Source organism: Stenotrophomonas sp. FBCC-B152 (assembly GCF_059134105.1).
This window is the reverse complement of the sequence record NZ_CP101442.1, coordinates 151,076-172,651: the sequence shown is the minus strand read 5'-3', so window position 1 is coordinate 172,651 and position 21,576 is coordinate 151,076. Positions and strand designations below refer to the sequence as shown.

At 66.5% G+C, this 21,576-nt stretch carries 22 protein-coding genes and 1 pseudogene; 11 read left to right on the top strand and 12 right to left on the bottom strand.

The window, feature by feature from the left end; translation table 11 throughout:
* The first annotated feature begins 18 nt into the window (after positions 1-18).
* The 3 genes from NMB40_RS00790 (at position 19) to NMB40_RS00780 (ending at position 4,763) form a co-directional block, all read left to right on the top strand.
* A complete protein-coding gene (locus NMB40_RS00790; protein ID WP_494359844.1) occupies positions 19-1,509 on the top strand; it encodes a leucyl aminopeptidase in 1,491 nt (496 codons plus the stop codon).
* Complete coding sequence (locus NMB40_RS00785; protein ID WP_282244734.1) at positions 1,496-1,921, top strand: DNA polymerase III subunit chi; 426 nt, start codon at positions 1,496-1,498, stop codon at positions 1,919-1,921. The genes NMB40_RS00790 and NMB40_RS00785 overlap by 14 nt, the downstream gene beginning before the upstream one ends.
* A gap of 73 nt (positions 1,922-1,994) precedes the next feature.
* Entirely contained in the window at positions 1,995-4,763 is a 2,769-nt protein-coding gene (locus NMB40_RS00780; protein WP_494359843.1) for a valine--tRNA ligase, read from the top strand.
* 79 nt (positions 4,764-4,842) lie between these two features.
* Here the strand turns inward: NMB40_RS00780 and rimI are convergent, their stop codons facing one another.
* The 3 genes from rimI to pssA are packed head-to-tail and all read right to left on the bottom strand — an operon-like array spanning position 4,843 to position 6,547.
* Positions 4,843-5,340 carry a ribosomal protein S18-alanine N-acetyltransferase gene (gene rimI / locus NMB40_RS00775; RefSeq protein WP_282244730.1) on the bottom strand — a complete coding sequence of 166 codons (498 nt, stop codon included), beginning with the start codon at positions 5,338-5,340 and terminating at the stop codon, positions 4,843-4,845.
* Positions 5,337-5,771 (bottom strand): hypothetical protein, encoded by a 435-nt coding sequence (locus tag NMB40_RS00770; protein WP_494359842.1) that lies wholly within the window; start codon positions 5,769-5,771, stop codon positions 5,337-5,339. Before NMB40_RS00770 ends, rimI begins: the two co-directional genes overlap by 4 nt.
* A complete protein-coding gene (pssA, locus tag NMB40_RS00765) occupies positions 5,768-6,547 on the bottom strand; it encodes a CDP-diacylglycerol--serine O-phosphatidyltransferase (RefSeq protein WP_494359841.1) in 780 nt (259 codons plus the stop codon). The genes NMB40_RS00770 and pssA overlap by 4 nt, the downstream gene beginning before the upstream one ends.
* 102 nt (positions 6,548-6,649) lie before the next feature.
* Here pssA and NMB40_RS00760 point away from each other — a divergent pair, with 102 nt between their 5' ends.
* The 3 genes and pseudogenes from NMB40_RS00760 to NMB40_RS00750 all read left to right on the top strand — a co-directional run.
* Entirely contained in the window at positions 6,650-7,027 is a 378-nt protein-coding gene (locus NMB40_RS00760; RefSeq protein ID WP_494359840.1) for a DUF4124 domain-containing protein, read from the top strand.
* Between the two features lie 254 nt (positions 7,028-7,281).
* The gene (locus NMB40_RS00755) at positions 7,282-8,973 is read left to right on the top strand and encodes a proline--tRNA ligase (protein ID WP_448141962.1); all 1,692 of its coding nucleotides are present in this window, start codon (positions 7,282-7,284) and stop codon (positions 8,971-8,973) included.
* Positions 8,974-9,127: 154 nt separating this feature from the next.
* Positions 9,128-9,499 (top strand): annotated as a pseudogene (locus tag NMB40_RS00750) (H-NS histone family protein); the annotation flags it as partial.
* Between the two features lie 259 nt (positions 9,500-9,758).
* Here NMB40_RS00750 and NMB40_RS00745 read toward each other — a convergent pair.
* Positions 9,759-11,018 (bottom strand): threonine/serine exporter family protein, encoded by a 1,260-nt coding sequence (locus tag NMB40_RS00745; RefSeq protein ID WP_494359839.1) that lies wholly within the window; start codon positions 11,016-11,018, stop codon positions 9,759-9,761.
* An 81-nt stretch (positions 11,019-11,099) separates the two neighbouring features.
* Between NMB40_RS00745 and NMB40_RS00740 the strand changes: the two genes are divergently transcribed.
* The 4 genes from NMB40_RS00740 to NMB40_RS00725 are packed head-to-tail and all read left to right on the top strand — an operon-like array spanning position 11,100 to position 14,646.
* Entirely contained in the window at positions 11,100-12,212 is a 1,113-nt protein-coding gene (locus NMB40_RS00740) for an ABC transporter permease (protein WP_494359838.1), read from the top strand.
* Entirely contained in the window at positions 12,212-13,042 is an 831-nt protein-coding gene (locus tag NMB40_RS00735; protein ID WP_494359837.1) for an ABC transporter ATP-binding protein, read from the top strand. The genes NMB40_RS00740 and NMB40_RS00735 overlap by 1 nt, the downstream gene beginning before the upstream one ends.
* 3 nt (positions 13,043-13,045) lie before the next feature.
* A complete protein-coding gene (locus tag NMB40_RS00730) occupies positions 13,046-13,972 on the top strand; it encodes an MlaD family protein (protein ID WP_426804482.1) in 927 nt (308 codons plus the stop codon).
* Entirely contained in the window at positions 13,969-14,646 is a 678-nt protein-coding gene (locus NMB40_RS00725) for an ABC-type transport auxiliary lipoprotein family protein (protein ID WP_448141961.1), read from the top strand. Before NMB40_RS00730 ends, NMB40_RS00725 begins: the two co-directional genes overlap by 4 nt.
* 71 nt (positions 14,647-14,717) lie before the next feature.
* Here the strand turns inward: NMB40_RS00725 and NMB40_RS00720 are convergent, their stop codons facing one another.
* Entirely contained in the window at positions 14,718-15,296 is a 579-nt protein-coding gene (locus tag NMB40_RS00720) for an alpha-ketoglutarate-dependent dioxygenase AlkB family protein (RefSeq protein WP_494359836.1), read from the bottom strand.
* A gap of 106 nt (positions 15,297-15,402) precedes the next feature.
* Between NMB40_RS00720 and NMB40_RS00715 the strand changes: the two genes are divergently transcribed.
* A complete protein-coding gene (locus NMB40_RS00715) occupies positions 15,403-16,362 on the top strand; it encodes a UDP-glucuronic acid decarboxylase family protein (RefSeq protein ID WP_494359835.1) in 960 nt (319 codons plus the stop codon).
* A 17-nt stretch (positions 16,363-16,379) separates the two neighbouring features.
* Here NMB40_RS00715 and NMB40_RS00710 read toward each other — a convergent pair whose 3' ends face one another.
* The 7 genes from NMB40_RS00710 to NMB40_RS00680 all read right to left on the bottom strand — a co-directional run bounded on the left by NMB40_RS00710 (position 16,380) and on the right by NMB40_RS00680 (position 21,499).
* On the bottom strand, positions 16,380-16,976 hold the full coding sequence (locus NMB40_RS00710) for a hypothetical protein (RefSeq protein ID WP_494359834.1): 597 nt from the start codon (positions 16,974-16,976) through the stop codon (positions 16,380-16,382).
* A complete protein-coding gene (locus NMB40_RS00705; protein WP_494359833.1) occupies positions 16,973-17,365 on the bottom strand; it encodes a GtrA family protein in 393 nt (130 codons plus the stop codon). The genes NMB40_RS00710 and NMB40_RS00705 overlap by 4 nt, the downstream gene beginning before the upstream one ends.
* A complete protein-coding gene (locus NMB40_RS00700) occupies positions 17,349-18,311 on the bottom strand; it encodes a glycosyltransferase (protein WP_494359832.1) in 963 nt (320 codons plus the stop codon). Before NMB40_RS00700 ends, NMB40_RS00705 begins: the two co-directional genes overlap by 17 nt.
* Positions 18,304-19,518: a hypothetical protein gene (locus NMB40_RS00695; RefSeq protein WP_494359831.1), complete on the bottom strand. Its 1,215-nt coding sequence runs from the start codon at positions 19,516-19,518 to the stop codon at positions 18,304-18,306. The genes NMB40_RS00700 and NMB40_RS00695 overlap by 8 nt, the downstream gene beginning before the upstream one ends.
* Complete coding sequence (locus NMB40_RS00690) at positions 19,496-19,864, bottom strand: hypothetical protein (protein ID WP_494359830.1); 369 nt, start codon at positions 19,862-19,864, stop codon at positions 19,496-19,498. The genes NMB40_RS00695 and NMB40_RS00690 overlap by 23 nt, the downstream gene beginning before the upstream one ends.
* A gap of 119 nt (positions 19,865-19,983) precedes the next feature.
* Positions 19,984-21,243 carry a type II toxin-antitoxin system HipA family toxin gene (locus tag NMB40_RS00685; protein WP_494359829.1) on the bottom strand — a complete coding sequence of 420 codons (1,260 nt, stop codon included), beginning with the start codon at positions 21,241-21,243 and terminating at the stop codon, positions 19,984-19,986.
* Positions 21,233-21,499, bottom strand: a complete 267-nt coding sequence (locus NMB40_RS00680; protein ID WP_494359828.1) for a helix-turn-helix transcriptional regulator — start codon at positions 21,497-21,499, stop codon at positions 21,233-21,235. Before NMB40_RS00680 ends, NMB40_RS00685 begins: the two co-directional genes overlap by 11 nt.
* Between the last annotated feature and the right edge of the window lie 77 nt (positions 21,500-21,576).

Genomic DNA, 21,576 nt, shown 5'->3' with positions numbered 1-21,576 from the left:
GCCAACGGAATCTGATCAATGGCCCTGGAATTCACCCTGAACCACGCTGCCCCGGCCTCGGCCGAGGTCGACTGCGTCATCGTTGGCGCCTATGCCGACCAGACCCTGAGCCCGGCGGCACAGGCCCTGGACGCCGCTTCGGGCGGCCGTTTGACCGCCCTGGTCGCCCGCGGCGATGTCAGCGGCAAGACCGGCGCCACCACCCTGCTGCATGACGTGCCCGGCGTGAAGGCCGCGCGCGTGCTGGTGGTCGGGCTGGGCGAGCCGGCCAAGTTCGGCGTGCCCCAGTACCTCAAGGCGGTGGGCGATGCCAGCCGCGCGCTGAAGAGCGGGGTCATCCGCCACGCGCTGTTCACCCTGGCCGAGATCGAGGTCAAGGGCCGCGATGCCGCCTGGAACATCCGCCAGGCCGTGATCAGCGCCGACCACGCCGCTTACCGCTACACCGCCACCCTGGGCACCAAGAAGGCCGAGGCCCCGGGCCTGGCCACGCTGGCCATCGCCGGTACCGACAGCCAGGCGCTGACCCAGGGCCAGGCCATCGCCGCCGGCGTGCAGCACGCCCGCGAGCTGGGCAACCTGCCGCCGAACCTGTGCACCCCGGCCTACCTGGCCGAATCCTCGGTGGCCTTCGCCCAGGCCCATGCCGGGGCCGAAGCGGAGATCCTGGACGAGACCCAGATGGAAGCGCTCGGCATGGGTTCGCTGCTGGCCGTGGCCCGCGGCTCGGCCAACCGCCCGCGCCTGGTGGTGCTGAAGTGGAACAACGGCGGCGACGCCAAGCCGTACGTGCTGGTCGGCAAGGGCATCACCTTCGATACCGGCGGCGTGAACCTGAAGACCCAGGGCGGCATCGAAGAGATGAAGTACGACATGTGCGGTGGCGCCAACGTCATCGGCACCTTCGTCGCCGCCGTCACCGCCAAGCTGCCGCTGAACCTGGTGGTGGTGGTCCCGGCGGTGGAAAACGCCATCGACGGCAACGCCTACCGCCCATCCGACGTGATTACCTCGATGTCGGGCAAGACCATCGAAGTGGGCAACACCGATGCCGAAGGCCGCCTGATCCTGTGCGACGCGCTGACCTACGCGCAGCGCTTCGAGCCGGCCGCGCTGGTCGACGTGGCCACCCTGACCGGTGCCTGCCTGGTCGCCCTGGGCCACCAGACCGCCGGCCTGATGACCAAGCACGACGACCTGGCCAATGAACTGCTGGCCGCCGGCGAGCACGTGTTCGACCGCGCCTGGCGCCTGCCGTTGTGGGACGAATACCAGCCGATGCTGGATTCCAGCTTCGCCGACGTCTACAACATCGGCGGCCGCTGGGCCGGCGCGATCACCGCCGGCTGCTTCCTGTCGCGCTTCACCGAAGGCCAGCGCTGGGCGCACCTGGACATCGCCGGCGTGGCCAGCGACGAAGGCAAGCGCGGCATGGCCACCGGCCGCCCGGTCGGCCTGCTGACCCAGTGGCTGCTGGACCAGGTCGGCCGCGCCCATGTCGCGGGCTGATTTCTACCTGATTGCCAAGCCGCGGTTCCTCACGGAGCCGCTGCGCCTGGTCTGCGAACTGGCCCGCAAGGCCAACGATGCGGGGTTGTCCACCCTGGTATTGGCGCGTGACCAGGCCCAGGCCGAGGAGCTGGACGAGCTGCTGTGGTCGTTCGACGACGATGCCTACATTCCGCACCAGATCGCCGGCGAAGACGCGGACGAGGAAGAGGCGCTGGTGCTGATCGCCGCGCCGGGTACCGACGCCGCCGCGCGCCCGCTGGTGATCAACCTGCGCGACGACCCCTACCTGGGCGCCTGCGACCGGGTGCTGGAAGTGGTGCCGGCCGACCCGGAAGCCCGCGAGCCGCTGCGCGAGCGCTGGCGCCAGTACAAGGCGCTGGATTTCGATCTGAACAAGTACGACATGTAAGCCCGGCCCGGCACCCTTGATCGGTGCCGCCGGTGCCCTGATCCTTCAACGATTGCCTCCTGGTTGCCCCCGCATGACCCAACTTGCCTCCAGCTACGACCCCAAGACCTTCGAAACGGAGCTGTACGACTCCTGGGAGAAGGCCGGGCACTTCAAGCCGTCCGGCAAGGGCGAGCCGTACACCATCCTGCTGCCGCCGCCGAACGTGACCGGCACGCTGCACATGGGCCATGCCTTCCAGCAGACCCTGATGGATGCGCTGGTGCGCTACCACCGCATGCGCGGCTACGACACGTTGTGGCAGGTGGGTACCGACCACGCCGGCATCGCCACCGAAATGGTGGTGTCGCGCAACCTGGCGCTGGCCGGCAACGGCGAGAGCCGCGATTCGCTGGGCCGCGACGGCTTCATCGAAAAGGTGTGGGAGTGGAAGGCGCAGTCGGGCGACATCATCGAGCGCCAGATGCGCCGCATGGGCACCTCGGCGGACTGGTCGCGCAGCACCTTCACCATGGACCCGCAGCCGTCCGAAGCGGTGGTCGAGGCGTTCCTGCGCTGGCATGAGCAGGGGCTGATCTACCGTGGCCAGCGCCTGGTCAACTGGGACCCGGTGCTGAAGACCGCCATTTCCGACCTGGAAGTGGAAAGCGTGGAGGAAGACGGCTTCCTGTGGTCGATCAGCTACCCGCTGGCCGATGGCAGCGGCAGCCTGACCGTGGCCACCACCCGCCCGGAAACCATGCTCGGCGATACCGCCGTGATGGTGCACCCGGAAGACGAACGCTATGCGCACCTGATCGGCAAGATGGTGAAGCTGCCGCTGACCGACCGCGAGATCCCGGTGATCGCCGACGATTACGTCGACCGCGAGTTCGGCACCGGCGTGGTCAAGGTCACCCCGGCACACGATTTCAACGATTACCAGGTGGGCCTGCGCCACGACCTGCCGATGATCAACCTGTTCACCCCGGTGGCGGCGATCAACGACAACGCCCCGGAGAAGTACCGCGGGCTGGATCGCTACGAAGCGCGCAAGGTGGTGCTGGCCGAACTGGAAGAACTGGGCATCCTGGTCGAGACCAAGGCGCACAAGCTGCAGGTGCCGCGCGGCGACCGGACCGGCCAGGTGATCGAGCCGTACCTGACCGACCAGTGGTTCGTGAAGATGGACGTGCTGGCCAAGCGCGGCCTGGAACTGGTCGAGAACGGTTCCATCCAGTTCGTCCCGGCCAACTGGATCAACACCTACCGCCACTGGATGGAAAACATCCAGGACTGGTGCATCAGCCGCCAGCTGTGGTGGGGCCACCGCATTCCGGCGTGGTTCGACGAAGCGGGCGCCTGCTACGTCGGCCGCGACGAGGCCGACGCGCGCGCGCGCGCCAACCTGGGCGCCGACGTGGTGCTGCGCCAGGACAGCGACGTGCTGGAAACCTGGTTCTCCTCGCAGCTGTGGCCGTTCTCCACCCTGGGCTGGCCGAACGAGCAGGCCATGACCGAGCGTGGCTTCGAGCGCTACCTGCCGTCGTCGGTGCTGATCACCGGCTTTGACATCATCTTCTTCTGGGTGGCCCGCATGATCATGGCCACCGACAGCTTCACCGGGAAGATTCCGTTCAAGGACGTCTACATCACCGGCCTGATCCGCGATGCGCAGGGCCAGAAGATGTCCAAGTCCAAGGGCAACGTGCTCGATCCGCTGGACATCATCGACGGCATCTCCATCGACGACCTGGTCGCCAAGCGCACCACCGGGCTGATGAAGCCCAAGGACGCGCCGAAGATCGAGAAGGCCACCCGCAAGGACTTCCCCGACGGCATCATCGCCCACGGTGCCGACGCGCTGCGCTTCACCATCGCCGCGCTGGCCACCCATGGCCGCGACATCAAGTTCGACATGAGCCGCGCCGAGGGCTACAAGAACTTCTGCAACAAGCTGTGGAACGCCAGCCGCTTCACCCTGATGAACACCGAAGGCGCGCAGTTCAACGGCGTGCCGCAGCCGCGCACCGATGCCGAACGCTGGATCCTGGCGCGGTTGGCGGCAGTATCGGCCGAGGCCCAGGCGCACTACGCCAACTACCGCTTCGACCTGCTGGCGCAGGCGCTGTACGAGTTCGCCTGGAACGAGTTCTGCGACTGGTTCCTGGAGCTGACCAAGCCGGCGCTCAACGGCGACAACGCCGATGACGCGGCCAGCACCCGCCACACCCTGCTGTACGTGCTCGAAGCGCTGCTGCGCCTGCTGCACCCGCTTACCCCGTTCGTGACCGAACAGCTGTGGCGCCAGGTGGCTCCGCGCCTGGGCCTGGACGGCGACACCATCTCGCTGCGCCCCTACCCGACCGCCGATGAGTTCGCAGGCGATTTCGTGCGCGCCGAGGCCGACGTGGAGTGGCTGAAGTCGATGGTCAGCGCGCTGCGCCGCGTGCGCAGCGAACTGAACGTGCCGCCAGCCAAGCAGGTCGGCCTGCTGCTGCAGGGTGGCAGCGACGACGACCGCAACCGGATGGCCCGCTTCACCTCGTCGCTGTCGTTCCTGCTCAAGCTCGAGCGCATCGAATGGCTGGCCGCCGATGCGGACACCCCGCCGGCCGCCACCGCGATCGTGGGCGAGCTGACCCTGCTGGTGCCGCTGGAAGGCCTGGTCGACCTGGGTGCCGAACGCGCGCGCCTGGACAAGGAAATCGCGCGGGTGGAGGCGGAGAAGGAAAAGAGCGCCACCAAGCTGTCCAAGTTCACTGACAAGGTGCCGGCAGCGGTGATCGAGCAGGAGCGCGTGCGCCTGGTCGACTGGACCACGCAGCTGGAAGGCCTGGTCGCGCAGCGCGCGAAGCTTTAAACGGGTGAAAGGCAGGCGACCAACGGTCGCCTGCTACCGCGGTGCACGCAGCCACGCAGGGCGTGGCTCTACGCGGCCCTTACAACGGCGGCATCGTCTGGATGTCGTCGTCGACCAGCTCGATCGCCATCACCAACGCGTCTTCGCGGCCATCACGGGCCGGGTAATAGCGCGGGCGGCGGCCGATCTCGTTGAAGCCTTCGCTGTGGTACAGCGCCACCGCCGGTGTGTTGGACGGGCGCACTTCCAGGAACACCCGCTGCGCGCCATGCTCGCGCGCCAGCTTGACCAGCGCGCGGAACAGCAGCCGGCCCAGGCCACGGGTCTGGCAGGACGGATCGACACAGACATTGAGCACGTGCGCCTCATCGGCGGCGATGCTGAGCACGCCATAGCCGACCAGCACGCCATCATCTTCCAACGCCAGCGCCGGGTAACCGGCCCGCAGGCAATCGACGAAGATGCCGCGCGTCCACGGGAACGGGTAGCCGCGCAGCTCGATTTCCATCACCGCATCCAGGTCGCGTTCGCGCAGCGCGCGCAGCGACATCGGACGCGGCGAACTGACCGCGCTCACCCGCGGCCCCGCTTGCGCAGTGCCCTCAACTGCGGCCACAGCGCGCGCTTGGCGGCGGCATTGCCGCGCAGTTCGTCCAGGTTCCAGCCGGCCATCAACGCCTGGGTGTCGGGTTCGGCCGGGTTGCAGCCGGATGCGCGCAGCAGCGCGATCTGCAGGCGGTCGGGCATGCGCACCGCCGCGCGGCGCGTGCCGGAGCGGGCCGGTGCAGGTGCGGCGGGATCTTCCGCCACCGGAGCGCTGCGACGCGGCGGCGGGGCGGTACCGGACGGTCGTAGGGCAGGGCCCGGCTCTACCGGGATTGCGCCCAACTCGACCACCGGTTCCGGCGCTGCTTCCACGTTGCCGTCCACGAACACCGTGTAGCCCATCGCCTGCAGCCAGGACTGCTGCGCCGGGGTCCACAGTGACGGGTCGGCCGGGCTGCTCACGCGCCGGGCTCGACCGTCTTGCGGGTGCGCTGCCACAGCCAGCTGACCGGGCCGGACAGGGCATAGATCACGCCCACCGCGAACAGCACGCGCGGCAGGTCGATGACCATGATCGCAATGGCGATCGGCACCAGCGCCAACGCCAGGAACGGCACGCGATCGGCACGCGGGCCTTTCTCCCCGCTGCCCTTGAAGCTCCAGAAGCGGATCCGGCTGACCATCAGCAGCGCCGCCACCAGGGTCACGCCCAGCGCCACGTAGCGCAGTTCGTTGCCGTCCCAGCCCAGCGTGCCATCGGCGAAGGCCCACACGAACGACATCATCAGTCCGGCCGCGGCCGGGCTGGCCAGGCCGATGAACCAGCGCTTGTCGACCACGCTGACCTGCGTGTTGAAGCGGGCCAGGCGCAGCGCGGCGCAGGCCGCATACAGGAACGCCACCGCCCAGCCGACCCGGCCGAGGATGGGGTCGTCGAACTTCAGCCACGACAGCGACCAGTGGTACATCACCAGCGCCGGGGCCATGCCGAAGCTGACCAGGTCGGCCAGCGAGTCGTACTGCACGCCGAACTCGCTGCTGGTGCCGGTCAGGCGCGCCACCCGGCCATCCAGGCCGTCCATGACCGCGGCCACGAACACGGCGATGGCGGCATTGACGAAATCGCCGTTGGCCGCCGCGATGATCGCGTAGAACCCGGCGAACAGGCCGGCGGTGGTGAACAGGTTGGGCAGCAAATAGATGCTGCGCGAGCGCGGCGGGGGTTTCATCTGATCCATGCCCGCCAGTTTAGTGGCTGCGGCCCCATTTGGGGGGAGGCTTGCCAGCACGGGGCGGGAATGCTGCAATCGCGCCTCTGTCCCCCGTTGCCCGGAGTTGCCATGCGTGCCCTGCCCCTCATGTGCTGCCTGCTGCTTGCCAGCGCTTCGGCCAGCGCCGGAACCGTCTACAAGTGGAAAGACGCCAACGGCGTGACCCAGTATTCGGAGAAGCCGCCCACCGGCCAGAACGCCGAGCAGCGCCAGATCCAGAACCGGGACCCGGTCGGCGGCAGCCCGGTGGCGAAGGCCGCCCCGGCCGAATCGGCCAACTGCACCACCGCCCGCGACAACCTGGCCCTGCTCAACGGCAAGGGCGCGGTGCTGCAGGACACCGATGGCGACGGCAAGCCCGACTCCCCGCTGGACGACACCCAGCGCCAGAGCCAGAAGGCCCTGGCCGAAGCGGGCATCAAGGCGTATTGCCAGCCGGCGGCCTGACCACACGACCAACGGTCGTGCGCTACCCGGTACGTATCGACCGTTGCTCGATCCGACCGCCGGGCGACCACGGGCACGGTCTCGGTAGGTATCGACCGTTGGTCGATACGACCGCCGGGCCCGAATTGGGCACGTTGGCGGCCGGGCTGGCGGCGGATTGAATGCCACGCGACTGACAGTCGCGTGCTACCCGCCTACATTTTGCCAGCCGTGCTGGCAAAATGTAGGCTTCCAGCCGTTCAGCGAAGCCGACGATGCGCCTTTCCCAGTTCCACCTGCACACCACCAAGGAAACCCCCGGCGACGCCGAGCTGACCAGCCACCGGCTGATGCTGCGCGCGGGCATGATCCGCAAGCTGGCCTCGGGGCTGTATATCTGGTCGCCGCTGGGCCTGCGCGTGCTGCGCAAGGTCGAACGCATCGTGCGCGAAGAGATGGAGCGTGCCGGCGCCATTGAATTCCAGGTGCCCACCATCCAACCCAAGGACCTGTGGGAGGCCACCGGGCGCTGGGAAAAGTTCGGCCCGCAGCTGCTGAAGATCAAGGACCGCAAGGAGCAGGTGTTCTGCTACAGCCCCACCGCTGAAGAGGCCGCGGCCGATTTCGCGCGCCAGGAACTGAACAGCTACAAGCAGCTGCCGGTGAACTTCTTCCAGATCCAGACCAAGTTCCGCGACGAGATCCGCCCGCGCTTCGGCGTGATGCGCGCGCGCGAGTTCCTGATGAAGGATGCCTACTCCTTCCACCTGGACGATGCCTGCCTGGTGCGTGAGTACGAGAACATGAAGGCCGCCTACGCCCGTGTGTTCACCCGCCTGGGCCTGGACTTCCGCATGGTGCAGGCCGATTCCGGCGCGATCGGCGGCGACGCCTCGCAGGAATTCCACGTCATCGCCGAGTCCGGCGAAGACGCGCTGGTGTTCTCCACCGGCTCGGATTACGCGGCCAACATGGAAGCGGCCGTCGCCGCTGCCCCGGGCCCGCGCCCGGCCGCCAGCGAAGCGCTGCGCAAGGTGGAAACGCCCACCCAGAAAACCTGCGAGGCGGTAGCCGCCCTGCTCGGCCTGGGCCTGGAGCGCACCGTCAAGTCGATCGCGATCATGACCGAGGCCGGCTTCGTGCTGGCGCTGGTGCGCGGCGACCACGACGTCAACGAGATCAAGCTGGGCAAGGTCGCAGGCCTGCAGGGTTACCGCATGGCCGGTGAGGCGGAGATCGCCACCCACCTGGGCAGCGAACCGGGCTTCCTGGGCCCGCTCAACCCGGCCAAGCCGATCCGCATCGTGGCCGATCGCGACGTTGCCGCGATGGCCGATTTCGTCATCGGCGCCAACGAAGCCGGTTTCCATATTGCCGGCGTCAACTGGGGCCGTGACCTGCCCGAACCGGAAGTGGCCGACATCCGCAATGCGAAGGAAGGCGACCGTGCCGCCGATGGTGGCGAACTGCGCGTGGCACGCGGCATCGAAGTAGGCCACGTGTTCCAGCTGGGTCGCCAGTATGCGCAGGCCTTGAATGCCACCGTGCTGGACGAGAACGGCAAGGCAGCGGTGATGGCGATGGGCTGCTACGGCATCGGTATCTCGCGCATCGTCGCTGCGGCCATCGAACAGAACCATGACGACGCCGGCATTATCTGGCCCGACGCGATGGCGCCGTGGCAGGTGGTGGTGTGCGTGATCAACCCGAAGCAGGACGACGCCGTGGCCAGCGCCGCTGCCGACCTGCTGGCCGAGCTGCAGGCCGCCGGCCTGGATGCCGCACTGGACGACCGCGGGCTGCGCCCGGGGTCGATGTTCGCCGACATGGAACTGATCGGCGTGCCGCACCGGGTGGTGGTATCCGAACGCGGGCTGGCCGCCGGTACGTTCGAGTACCGCGCGCGCACTGCCAGCGAAGCGGAGAGCCTGGACCACGATGCACTGATGAAAAAACTGACAAAGTAATGACAGGGCCGGGTGAAACATCCCGGCTTTTTATTGTCCCGTTTCCATTGATTATTTTTTCTCGCTGTGCATTCTCGAAATGAGAATGTATGCTGATGGCGTGCCAGGGACTGGCTCAACCCCGTCCTTCTATTGTTAGATTCCGGAGCAGTTGATGAGTATTGACCTGAGTGGTTTGTCCGCCAAAGAGCTGGGCGCCCTGATCAAGAACGCCAAGAAGCAGCAGACGATTGTTGCCAAGCGCCCGGCCATCACCAAGGTCCGCGCACAGCTGACCAAGTTGGCCAAGGCAAACGGATACACCCTGGAAGAAGTGGCAGGCGTTGCAGCCCCCGCCCGCGGCCGCGCCGGCAAGGCCGCCACGGCAGCACCGGCCAAGGCCGTGCGCAAGCTCGGCAAAGTGGCCCCGAAGTACCGCAACCCGGCCAACCCGAAGGAAACCTGGACCGGCCGTGGCAAGCAGCCGCGCTGGCTGGCTGCCCACACCACCAAGGGCAAGAAGCTGGAAGATTTCCTGATCAAGAAGTAAGCGTCGCGTCGTAGATGCGCGAATGAAAACGCCGGCTGGAATGCCGGCGTTTTTTGTTTTCAGGGTACGTGCGCAGGGTCATGGCTTTGACACGCATGGCTCGTTTACGTGCGCAGGGTCATGGCTTTGACACGCATGGCGTGTCACTACGATCCTTGGTCGCTTGGTTTTGGGTCGGGCGTTGATGGTTTATGCAGCCGCCGCGTAGAGACACGCCATGCGTGTCCCACTGAAACTCTCAGAAACTCTCACTAATTCACAGATTCTTTCGCGCCGGTACCAGCAGGTTGCCGAACAATAGTCCCGCCACGAGTGCCATTACCACGTTGAGCACGGTCATCAGCACCGTCTGGCCGGCACTCATGTCCTGCTGCTGCACCAGGGTAAGCACGCCGCGCAGGCTGGTGCTGCCGGGCACCAGCATGATGATGCCGGGCAGGCGGATGATCGCGCCCGGCCGCTGCACCAGGCGGCCGAACAGGTTGCCTGCTGCGGTCATCACCATGGCCGACATGAAGATGCCGGCCGGCAGGCCCCACGCCTGGCCGGCGAACTTGGAAATCGCATAGCCGGCCACCGATGCGGCAATCACCCACGGGTAATCGCGGCGGTTGGCCTTGAACAGCATCGCGAACGCGAACGCCGCGATCAGCAGCGCGCTCCATTCCACCCAGTCCGCCTGCGGCCGCGATGCGCGCACCACCGGATCCAGCCCGAGGATGCCCGACAGCGTCACCGCGATCACCGCGCCCACGGTGAGCTTGAGGATGGTGGTGATCGCGCCGGCGAAGCGCGCGGTGCCCGATACCCAGTGCTGGCTGGCCAGCTCGTTGACCGCGTTGGTCAGCGACATCCCGGGCAGCATCACCACCAGCGAGGCGATGATCACCGTATTGAGGTTGAGCGCGCCCACGAACGAGGCCACCAGCGCGGCCACCGTACCGGCCAGCAGTGCGGCCAGCGCCTCGCTGGCTTCGCGGCTGGCCGGCCTGCGGTCGGTGACCAGCGTCATCAGCCCGATCAGCAGCCCGATCACCCCGGCGGTGGCGATATCCAGCCACGGCAGTTTCCACAGCCCGGCCACGCCGGCCGCACCCAGGCTGTAGGACAGGATCATGCGGATCTTGCCGCGCCGGCCCGGGTCCTTGTCCAGTTGCCGCAGTGCGGTATGGCCCTGCGCGATGCTCATCGTGCCGTTGGCCACCGCTTCGGTGATCTGGTCGGCGATGCTGAGCTTGTGCAGGTCGTTTTCGCCCGGTGCCAGCCGGATAACGCGCGTGATGTCCGACGAACCGATCGCCTTGGTCGGGTCGCTGAAGCTCAGGATCAGCCCGGTGGGGTTCGACCACGGCTCGCAGTCCAGGTCCAGCCGCTGCGACAGCGCAACCACCGCCGCCTCCAGCCGCTGGGCGGTGGTGCCGTAGCTGTGCAGCCGTCCGGCGATCTCGGACACGAAGGCCACCCGCTGTGCGTAGGTGGCGGGAGGGGTGGCAATGGCGGGTGCGTCGGCAGACATGCGGCGTAGTATTACCCGATGTCGGGCCGCATACACACTTGGCCTCCACGCATACAGGTTATGCTGCGTGGAGGACGCCCCATGACGCCAGAACAGACCCCCAAACTCGAACAGGATCCACACGACCCCGGCCTCATCCGGTTGTCCGGCCAGTGGACCTTGCGCACCGCGCTGGACGCGGCCGAAGTGCTGCGCGCGGCGCCCGAGAAGGTCACCGGCATCGATGCCAGCGGGATCACCCAGCTGGATTCGGCCGGCGTGCTGCAGGTGCTGCGCGTGGCCCACCGCGCCGACCTGGCCGAGGATGCACTGACCTTCCGCGAGGACCACCGCGCGCTGGTGTGCACCATCGAAGAGGTGGCCGACGACCGCCCCAAGGCCAAGCGCGACTTCGGCGTGCTGGCCGCGCTGGAGCGCCTGGGCCGCAGCGTGCACGCCACCGGCCACAACATCGTGGCGCTGGCCAGCTTCCTGGGCGAGAACCTGGTCAAGGGCGGCCGCCTGCTGCGCGAGCCGCGCCGTTTCCGACTGACCGCGACCGTGCACCACATGGAACAGGTCGGGCTGGATGCGGTGCCGCTGGTGGCGCTGCTGTCGTACCTGGTGGGCGCGGTGATCGCGTTCCTGGGCTCGACCATCCTGCGCGACTTCGGCGCCGAGATCTACGTGGTGGAGCTTGTCAGCATCGCCTTCCTGCGCGAATTCGCCGTGCTGCTCACCGCGATCGTGCTGGCCGGCCGCACCGCCAGCGCGTTCACCGCGCAGATCGGCTCGATGAAGGCGCGCGAGGAAATCGATGCGATCCAGACCCTGGGCCTGGACCCGGTCGACCTGCTGGTGCTGCCGCGCCTGATCGCGCTGCTGGTCACCCTGCCGCTGCTGACCTTCGTGGCGATGATCGCCGGCCTGGCCGGTGGCGTCACCGTGGGCGCGTTCGACCTGGATATTCCGCCGCAGATGTACCTGGCGCGGCTGCACGACACCATCGAGGTGCGGCACATGCTGGTGGGCCTGTCCAAGGCGCCGGTGTTTGCCGCCGTGATCGGCCTGATCGGCTGCCTGGAAGGGCTGAAGGTGGAAGGCACCGCGCAGTCGGTGGGTGAGCGCACCACCTCCAGCGTGGTGCAGACCATCTCGCTGGTGATCATCATCGACGCGTTCGCCGCGTTGTGGTTCATGCACATGGATTGGTGATGACGACCACAGCCGCCCCTGAAGAAGACACCCGCACCGCGCTGGCCGACGCCGCCGGGCTGGCCATCCGCGTGCGCGGCCTGACCAACCGCTTCGGCAGCCAGACCGTGCACGAAGGCCTGGACCTGGACGTGCGCCGCGGCGAGATCCTCGGCGTGGTCGGCGGCTCGGGTACCGGCAAATCGGTGCTGATGCGCAGCATCCTGGGCCTGCGCACACCCGATGAAGGCCAGATCGAAGTGCTGGGCGTGGATGCACGCTCGGGTAACCGTGCCGACCGCCTGCACATCGAACGCAACACCGGGGTGCTGTTCCAGGATGGCGCGCTGTTCTCGTCCCTGACCGTGGGCGAGAACGTGCAGGTGCCGCTGAAGGAACACCACGGCGAACTGCCCGAGCGCTGGCATTACGAGCTGGCACTGCTGAAGGTGAAGCTGGCCGGCCTGCCGGCCGATGCGATCAACAAGCTGCCCTCGCAGCTGTCCGGCGGCATGCGCAAGCGCGCCGGCCTGGCCCGTGCGCTGGCGCTGGACCCGCCACTGCTGTTCCTGGACGAGCCCACCGCCGGGCTGGACCCGATCGGCGCGGCCGCCTTCGACCGCCTGATCAAGACCCTGCAGGAAGCGCTGGGCCTGACCGTGCTGCTGATCACCCACGACCTGGACACGCTGTATGCGATCTGCGACCGGGTGGCGGTGCTGGCCGACCACAAGGTGATCGCCAACGCGCCATTGCATGAAATCGAACAACTGGAGCATCCGTGGATCCAGGAATATTTCCACGGACCGCGTGCGCGTGCTGCACGCGCTGCCAAGCAGAAGAGCGAGTAAGCCATGGAAACCAAAGCCAATTACGTACTGATCGGCGCGTTCACCCTGATCGTGGGGCTGGCATTGCTGGCCTTCGGGTTGTGGGCGGCCAAGTACTCCTCCGACCGCACGTGGACCGAATACCGGGTGGTGTTCCGCGAAGCCGTCACCGGCCTGTCGGTGGGCAGCCCGGTCCAGTACAACGGCATCGCGGTCGGCTCGATCACCGAACTGAACCTGGTGCCGGATGACCCGCGCCAGGTGGTGGCGCGGATCCGCCTGAACTCCAACACGCCAGTCAAGACCGACACCCGCGCCAAGCTGGCCATCACCAGCCTGACCGGGCCGTCGATCATCCAGCTCAGCGGCGGCACGCCGCAGGCGCAGGCGCTGACCGCGGTGAACAAGGATCCCGCCCCGATCATCCCGACCACGCCGTCGGCGCTGCAGAACATCACCGACGTGGCCAACCGCATCGTCGAGCGCATGGACCAGGTGCTGAGCGACCGCAACGTGGCCAGCATCAACGCCACCCTGGCCAACCTGGAAACCATCAGCGGCGGCCTGGCCGACCGCGACCAGGGCACCCAGGCGCTGCTGCTCAGCGCGCGCGATGCCGCGCGCAGCCTGGATGTGACGCTCAAGACCACCAACGGCACCATCGAGCGCCTGGACAAGAACCTGGTGCAGCAGCTGCCGCCGATCCTGGACAAGCTGGAAACCACACTGACCAAGCTCGATTCGGCCGCCGGTAGTGCCGATTCGATCCTGGGCGAGAACCGCGCGGCCATCAACAGCTTCGCCAACGATGGCCTGGCCCAGCTCGGCCCGACCCTGACCGAGCTGCGCGGGTTGATCCGCGACCTGCGCCGGGTCAGCGACAAACTGGACAACAACCCGGCCCGCTACCTGCTGGGCCGCGACGCGCCGAAGGAGTTCGAACCCAAATGAGCCGCTTCCCTCTCCTGCCCGCCTCCCTGCCCCGCCTGCTGCTGCCGGCGGCACTGATGATCGCGCTCGGCGCCTGCTCTTCGTTGCTTGGTGGCGGCGAGCGCAGCCAGGTCACCATCTATTCGCCGGTGGTGCGCATCCAGCCGGATCCGTCGTGGCCGAAGGTCGACTGGCAGCTGGTGCTGGTAAAGCCCACCGCCGCGCGCGTGGTCGACAGCCCGCGCATCAACGTGCGCCCCAACCCGGGTGAGCTGGAGGTCTACAAGGGCGTGAGCTGGGCGCAACCGGCCACCGACATGGTGGACGATGCGCTGGTACGTGCCTTCGAGGATTCCGGCCGCATTGCCGGCGTGGCACGCGCCACCACCGGCATCCGCGCCGACTACAAGCTGGCGCTGGATGTGCGCCGCTTTGAGTCCGATTACCGCGGCCAGCCCACGCCGACCGCCCTCATCGAGATCAACGCCAAGCTGATCCACGTGATCGACCAGCGCGTGGTGGCCGACCGCACGTTCCGCCAGGAGCAGCCGGTGCCCAGCACCAACACCGCCGATGTGGCGCAGGCATTCGAAAAGGGCCTGCAGGCAGTGACCACCGAGCTGGTGGGGTGGACGTTGACCACCGGCCAGGCCGACAGCCAGACGGCTGCGGCTATTCCGACGCGGTTGCGCTGACGAAAAGTGGTAGAGCCACGCCCTGCGTGGCTGGAACGGCCGGGTACCGCGAAGCCACGCAGGGCGTGGCTCTACGCCTCGATCCAGCGGAACGTCAGGTTGATTCGCTCGGCCAACGGTCGCGCGCTCTTGGGCAGCGCATGTTGGTAAAAGGTCTGGGTACGCCCGCCCATCACCAGCAGATCGCCATGGCCCAGCGTGACTTCCGCCTTGCGCGCATGGTCATCCCGGCGGCGCAGCAGGAATCGCCTTGACGCGCCCAGGCTGAGTGATGCGATCAGCGGCGTGGGCCCAAGCTCGGGCTCGTTGTCGCTGTGCCAGCCCATCCCGTCATCATTGTCGCGGTAGCAGTTGAGCAGCACGCTGTTGAATGCCTGTCCGCAGAAATCCGCCAGCGCATCCCGCACCGGCAGCAACGCCGGATGCCAGGCATGCGGCACGAAGTCGGTACCCGAGTAGCGGTAGCGCGCGGCAGGATCGCCCATCCAGCAGCTCAGCCGCGGTGAATCCACCTGCCGGCCGAACATCCGGATCTTGTGCACCTCCCACGGTACCTCGCCGCGCAGCTGGCGCTGCAGCGCATCGGCGGCGTCAGCGGCAAGCCAGTGGCGGTGCCAGTGCACCTGGGCATCGGGAAGGTGGAGATCCATGGGGGAACGCTAGCATGGCGGCGCCCCATCCAGCCGCCTACAATCGGCGTTCCCCCCAGCGTGACCGGCGGCTTGCACCTCGCCGCCCACAGGCAGAGAACCCGCAATGAGAAGTCATGACAGCAGCAAGCGCATCCTGGTCACCGGCGGTGCGGGATTCCTCGGCTCGCACCTGATCGAGCGCCTGCTTGAGCAGGGCCACGAAGTGGTGTGCGCGGACAACCTGTTCACCGGAACCAAGCGCAACATCGCGCACCTGCTGGGCAACCCGAACTTCGAGTTCCTGCGCCACGACGTGACCTTCCCGCTTTACATCGAGGTGGATGAGATCTGGAACCTGGCCTGCCCGGCCTCGCCGATCCACTACAGCCACGACCCGGTGCAGACGACCAAGACCTCGGTGCACGGCGCGATCAACCTGCTGGGGCTGGCCAAGCGGCTGGACTGCCGGATCTTCCAGGCCTCCACCAGCGAAGTCTACGGCGACCCGAGCGTGCACCCGCAGCGCGAGGAGTACTGGGGCAACGTCAACCCGATCGGGCCGCGCTCGTGTTACGACGAGGGCAAGCGCTGCGCGGAAACGCTGTTCTTCGATTACCACCGCCAGCACGGGCTGGATATCAAGGTGGCGCGCATCTTCAACACCTATGGCCCGCGCATGCACCCCAATGATGGGCGCGTGGTGTCCAACTTCATCGTGCAGGCGCTGCGCGGCGAGAACATCACCATTTACGGCGAGGGCCAGCAGACGCGCTCGTTCTGCTACGTGGATGACCTCATCGAAGGGTTCATCCGGCTGATGGCCACGGACAAGGATTTCACCGGGCCGTGCAACCTGGGCAACCCGGCAGAGATGACCATCCGCGAGCTGGCCGAGGCGGTGATCGCGCTGACCAATTCAGGGTCGAAGCTGGTGTTCAAGCCGCTGCCGCAGGACGACCCGATGCAGCGCCAGCCGGATATCACGCTGGCCAAGAGCCGGTTGGGCGGGTGGGAGCCGCAGGTGAAGCTGGAAGATGGTCTTCGGCGGACGATTGCGTATTTTGATGGGTTGTTGAGCGGCTGAAGCAGCCGCTCCATCCCTCACTGACACTGGTAGGTGACGTCCTGGCGGCTGTGGCGGAACGGGTCGGTCAGGTCGTCGGAGTACCTGCCCAGCAGCAGGCGCTGCTTGGGCAGGAAGTACTGGCGGTAGAAGCGGCTCATGGCCGCTACCCGGCGGCCCTTGTCGGTGAGCAGCACGCAGCCGTTGGCGATGTGGATCGTGCCCGAGCTTTCCTGTTCGGTCAGCCGCACGTCCACCAGCCGGTGTTCCACCATGTATTCCTTGGTGAACACGTCCTGGAAGGCATCCTGGCGGATGCCGCCGCCGCGCTGGTCCAGCTTCTCCAGGATGTAGAACGACAGCGAACGGTCGATCACGGTCGGCACGGAAATCGCGAACGAATAGCCGCCCAGCAGCCACACCGCCACCAGCAGTACTTTCTCGGTAACGGTGAAGCGCCGCAGCGCGGGTAGCAGCAGCAACAGGCCGGTCAGCACTGCCGCCAGCAGCGCATCGCCGATGGCCGCATAGAACACCACGTCCACGCTGAAGAAGCGTACGTGCAGGAAATGGATGCCCAGCAGGAGCACCACGTAGACGACGGTCAGCAGCAGTGCGTTGCGCAGGGTTTTCATGGCTTGAATACCAGCAGGCGGTTGCCCAGGAACGAAAGGATGAACTGGATGATGCTGATCAGCACGAAGCCCACGCGGTAATCTAACTTCAACAGGTCCGACCACAGCGCCATCAGCCCACCGTTGAGCAATGCAATGGCGGCATACAGCAGTACGAACCGCCACAGCTGGCCACCGGCGCGGGCCTGGGTAGCAGCGAACACGAAGTAGCGGTTGCCCAGGAACGACGACACGATGGCCACCGCCGCCGCCAGCAGGTTGGCCACGCCTTTGGAAGGCACATGCACCACCTCCACCAGCAGGCTCAGTACCGCGAAGTGCACGCCGGTCGCCACCAGTCCATTGATGACGTAACGCAGCAGCTGGCGGAACTCAGCGCGGCGCGACATCGGCGGTCACTTCGGTAACACCCGCCAGGTATTCGCGGTAGGCGCCCGGTTTCTGGATGGTGCCGCGCACGATGCCACTGAGCATCAGCGTCATCAGGGTGAGCGTGCCGGTCTGCAGGAACACCAGGAACAGCACGCCCAGCGCCATCGAGAACCAGCCCGGCGTGGCGTAGCCGGCCAGCTTGAGCAGGGTGGCCACCACGGCCAGCACGATCGACGCCGAAGAGACCAGCACGCACATCAGGCCCACGCGGACCAGTACGTCCTCGGCGAACACCATCAGCGCGCGGAACCCATGCAGGGTCAGGCCCACGAAGTTCATCTTGCTCTGCCCGGCGTAGCGCGGCCCACGGTCGATCGGGCACACCGCCAGGCGCAACTTGCTGGCGATCAGCCCTGCGGCCACATGGGTCCAGACCTCGTGCATCGCGTTGAGCCGGTGCAGCGCACTGACCTTGATCGCCATGAAGTTGCCGAAGCTGATGGTGCGCCCGGTCAGCAGCTGGAAGATGAATTTGTAGACCACGTAGAACGCGCGGAAGCGCAGCGTTTCCACCCGGCTCCTGCGCCGTGCCACGGCTACGTCCACGTTCTCGTCGCGCACCGCCTCGAGCAGGGTGGCGATGGTCTCGGGCAGGTCTTCGCCGTCGGAATCCATCACGACCACCCGTTGGGCGTCCGGCAGGTTCTCTTCGACATAGCCCAGCCCGATCGCGATCGCCTTCTGGTGGCCGACGTTGCGGCGCAGCCTAAGCACCACCCCGCTGACGCCGGCGCTGGACAGCTGGAACGGCTGCACCGGTTCCCGGATCGAGCCGTCATCCACCGCCACCACGAACACGCGGTCGCCGTACAGGCGCGCCAGTTCGGTGAACAACCGGGTGGAGGCCACGTGGTCCTCGTAGACCGGGGTGACCACCACGAACGATGCGTTGGGCTCAAGCATTGGGTTCTCCTGCATTCTGGCGCGGGCCAGTCTGTCTCCACTGGTCCAGCAGCACCAGCACCGCGTACATCAACAGCAACTGTACCGGCAGCGCCACGCGCTTGGCACTGGTGGCCAGGTGCCAGGCCAGATCGTGCGGGGTGCTCAGGTACACCGCGAACAGCACGCCAAAATAGGCCGCGGCGACGGCCAGCCCGGCCCGGGCTGCAGATACGCGCCAGGTGCGCGCCCACAGCACCAGCAGCAGCACCAGCGGCACCCACACGGCACTGCGCAGCAGGGCCTTCAGGATCAGCACGCTGGGTGCCAGCTCGGGCAGGCGCGCCAGCAGCTGCCCCTTCAGGTCGCTCTGGGCCAGGTCGTTGCCCAGGTCAGCGCCGGCCACGGCCAGCTTCCACGCCAGCAGCGGCAGCATCGACACGGCAAACGCGGCCAGCAGGCCCCAGGGCATGCGGCGGTCGCGCAGCAGGACGGTACCCACCGCGACCACGCCCACCAGGATGGCCAGCACCGCGCCTTCATTCTTGATCAGGGTCAGCACCGCCGACAGCGCCGCATAGGCGGCGAGGTTGAACCAGGCCGCCTCAGCCGCGTCCCTGCGCGGCTGGATCGCCACGGCAAGCGCCGCAACCGCGTAGACCGCCAGGAACGCATCCATGTAGCCGTCGACCAGATAGCGCCCACCCACCTCCAGCACCGCTACCGCCAACAGCCCGGCGGCCCACCACGTGCGCAGGCTGCGCGCGATCAACAGCAGCGGCGGCAGCAGCAGGAGCGTCGCGGCGGCCTTGGGGAATATCTCGTTCCAGTGCCCCACCACCCTGGCGGCCGTGGCCGACCACAGTGGCATCAGTGACGGGTAGTCGTTGTGGCTGAAGTTCGCATAGCCATCCAGCTGGGCGTAGAGCGAACCCTCCAGATAGATCCGCTTGGCATGCAGCATCCAGATCGAGCGTGGGTCCCATTCGTCGGTGGGGCTGCCCAGCGCGAGCACCAGCAGCACCGCGACAATGCCCACCATCCACGCCGAACGCCCGTCACGCAGGGCCAGCAGCGACCACGCGGCACAGGCCAGCACGGCAATGAAGGCGATCTGGGCCGGCAGCCCTACCCAGCCAAACGCAGCGATGGCATAACAGAGCAGCACGCCGGCCAGCATGCCCAGCGCGGCGCGCGCGCCACCGTCAGTGGCAGTCAACGAGAACAATGCGCTCACTCCTTGAGATTTCAGTGCAGTTCGGCTGCTGCGGGCCGGGGGTGCGCCAGAGCATCAGGCCCTTGTCAGCCCAGTGGATACGGCGGGGGTACAGCCCGTCCCACAGGCGTTCGCGCACCAGCGGGTCTTCCCAGAGGCCCGGCGCCAGGGCGATTGGCGCGCCGCTCTGTTCGTGGCGGAGCAGTTCGCGGGCTTCCACCACCTCGGGCGGTACCGATTCAATCCAGCCGGCGTCGGCTACGAAGGCCCGGCGAAGCATGGAACCGTTGAAATCGACATCCTTGGCAATGCCGCGCAGGCCCACCAGCAGCGCGGCCCCGATCAGCAGACCGGACAACCAACGTTGTAAAGCGGAGGGGGTTCCCTTCCCGGGTTTGATCACGGCAGCGTTCCAGGTTCGGCCAAGCCGGAAAGTCTAGCATTGGGCCAGCGCCGGACCGTGTGCTGACCCGCTGGCTAACTGCGTGATTTCTCGCCAGGTTGCACCGCATGCAACCGCCGCGAAGCCAGGGAAAGACATCCCTCATTCCATTCGATGGCGAGTCGATTTCCGTATTCGCCCGTGAGGCGAGATGCGTGTTCTCCCAGTGTTTCGGTCATCGCAGTGGCTATGCGGTCGATGATTTCTTCCGGATGACTAACCAGGCAGACCGCTCGACCGAACCGAAGCAGGTCTTCGCGTGAGGGGTAATGGCGCGTCTTTGCACCAGAGAAAATCTTGAGCGCGGTGGTTCGATCGACCAATTCGGCGCCTGCCCGCTGATTGTAGTAGGGGTAGATGGTTGTGGTCACCACATCGAAGACGGGCGCCAACCTGGCCTCACCCGCTGCAGGATGGCGGTACAACAGCCCAAAGTTCTTCAAGTGGGCGTCGCCATTGCGCACCATCATCGACAATGCAATCGAGGCGAAGAAGGCTTCCAGGTTGGCAAGTACCGCCGAACCACTGAATGCCTTGATTACACGGGCAACAGCTTCATAGCTTCCCTGGTATTTGTAGTTGCCCTGCGCATCGCGCACCTTGCCCATGAGCACCGCCATGTCTTCGAACCCCAGACGTTCTGGAAGCAGGTCGAAGCGGCGCAGGATGAAGAGATTGGCGTCGTCGGACAACCAGAACTCTGGAACGTCCAGACCTGCGCGCCGCGCCGCGTCCATGCACAGAAACTCGTTCTGCGCCAGCCACGGGTAGTCGGCCCCACCGGTCTTGACGATGAGGTCGGCGTCGGGAACCGTGAGGCGCTTGGCCAGTGCGATGTCGGCGTCCGGGATCAACACCTTGGGCTGTACGCCCGATATTCCAGAGCTGAAATAGGTATCGACCAGGAAATCGAAAAGACCTTGCGACGCAGGCTCGTGCAACAGCTGCGCAAGACCGACCTGTGCGGGCGGTTCACGCCAATCCCCGCCCGGCTCGACATACTGCAATCGTCCGATCTGCCGTCGCCCGGTGATGGCAAGCAGGCGCATCTCGTCGATGTGTTCGTGCTTGGCAATGCGCCTGGCAATCAGGTCGAACAGATAGCCTTCCGGCAGGTTCATCGAGAACACTGGCATCAGCAACGACGAAACGTAGCTCTGCGCCCGGATCGGCATGGTCAGGGAAACTTCATTGGTCCGTTCGGTTGCGCTGTAATTGAACACGTACTGTGACTCGCGAAGCAGATCGCCCGCTTCACCTGTCACCGTGGAGACCTGTAGACGCTTAATCTTCATCGTCAGGATCCGCGAGCAGATGGAGGTGATCCAGGTCTGGGCGCGCGTCAGTGATCAGCACGGCTTTCCCCAGCACGGCAAGCGCTGCGAACAACGTATGCAGCGACACATTCCGACCCGCCTCCAGATCCGCGATGGTCTGGCGACGGCACCCGGCTGCATCGGCCACCTCTTGCTGGGTTCTGCCCAACGCCCGACGCTCCGCGCGGTAGGCGCGGCCGAAATCGAGCGGACTGAGGCTGGCAAGTGCGTTCATGTTCGCTATATAGAACATTTTCGAACCCATGTCCAGAAATGTTCGTTATGGCGAACATCACGTGAGCAATGAATGTT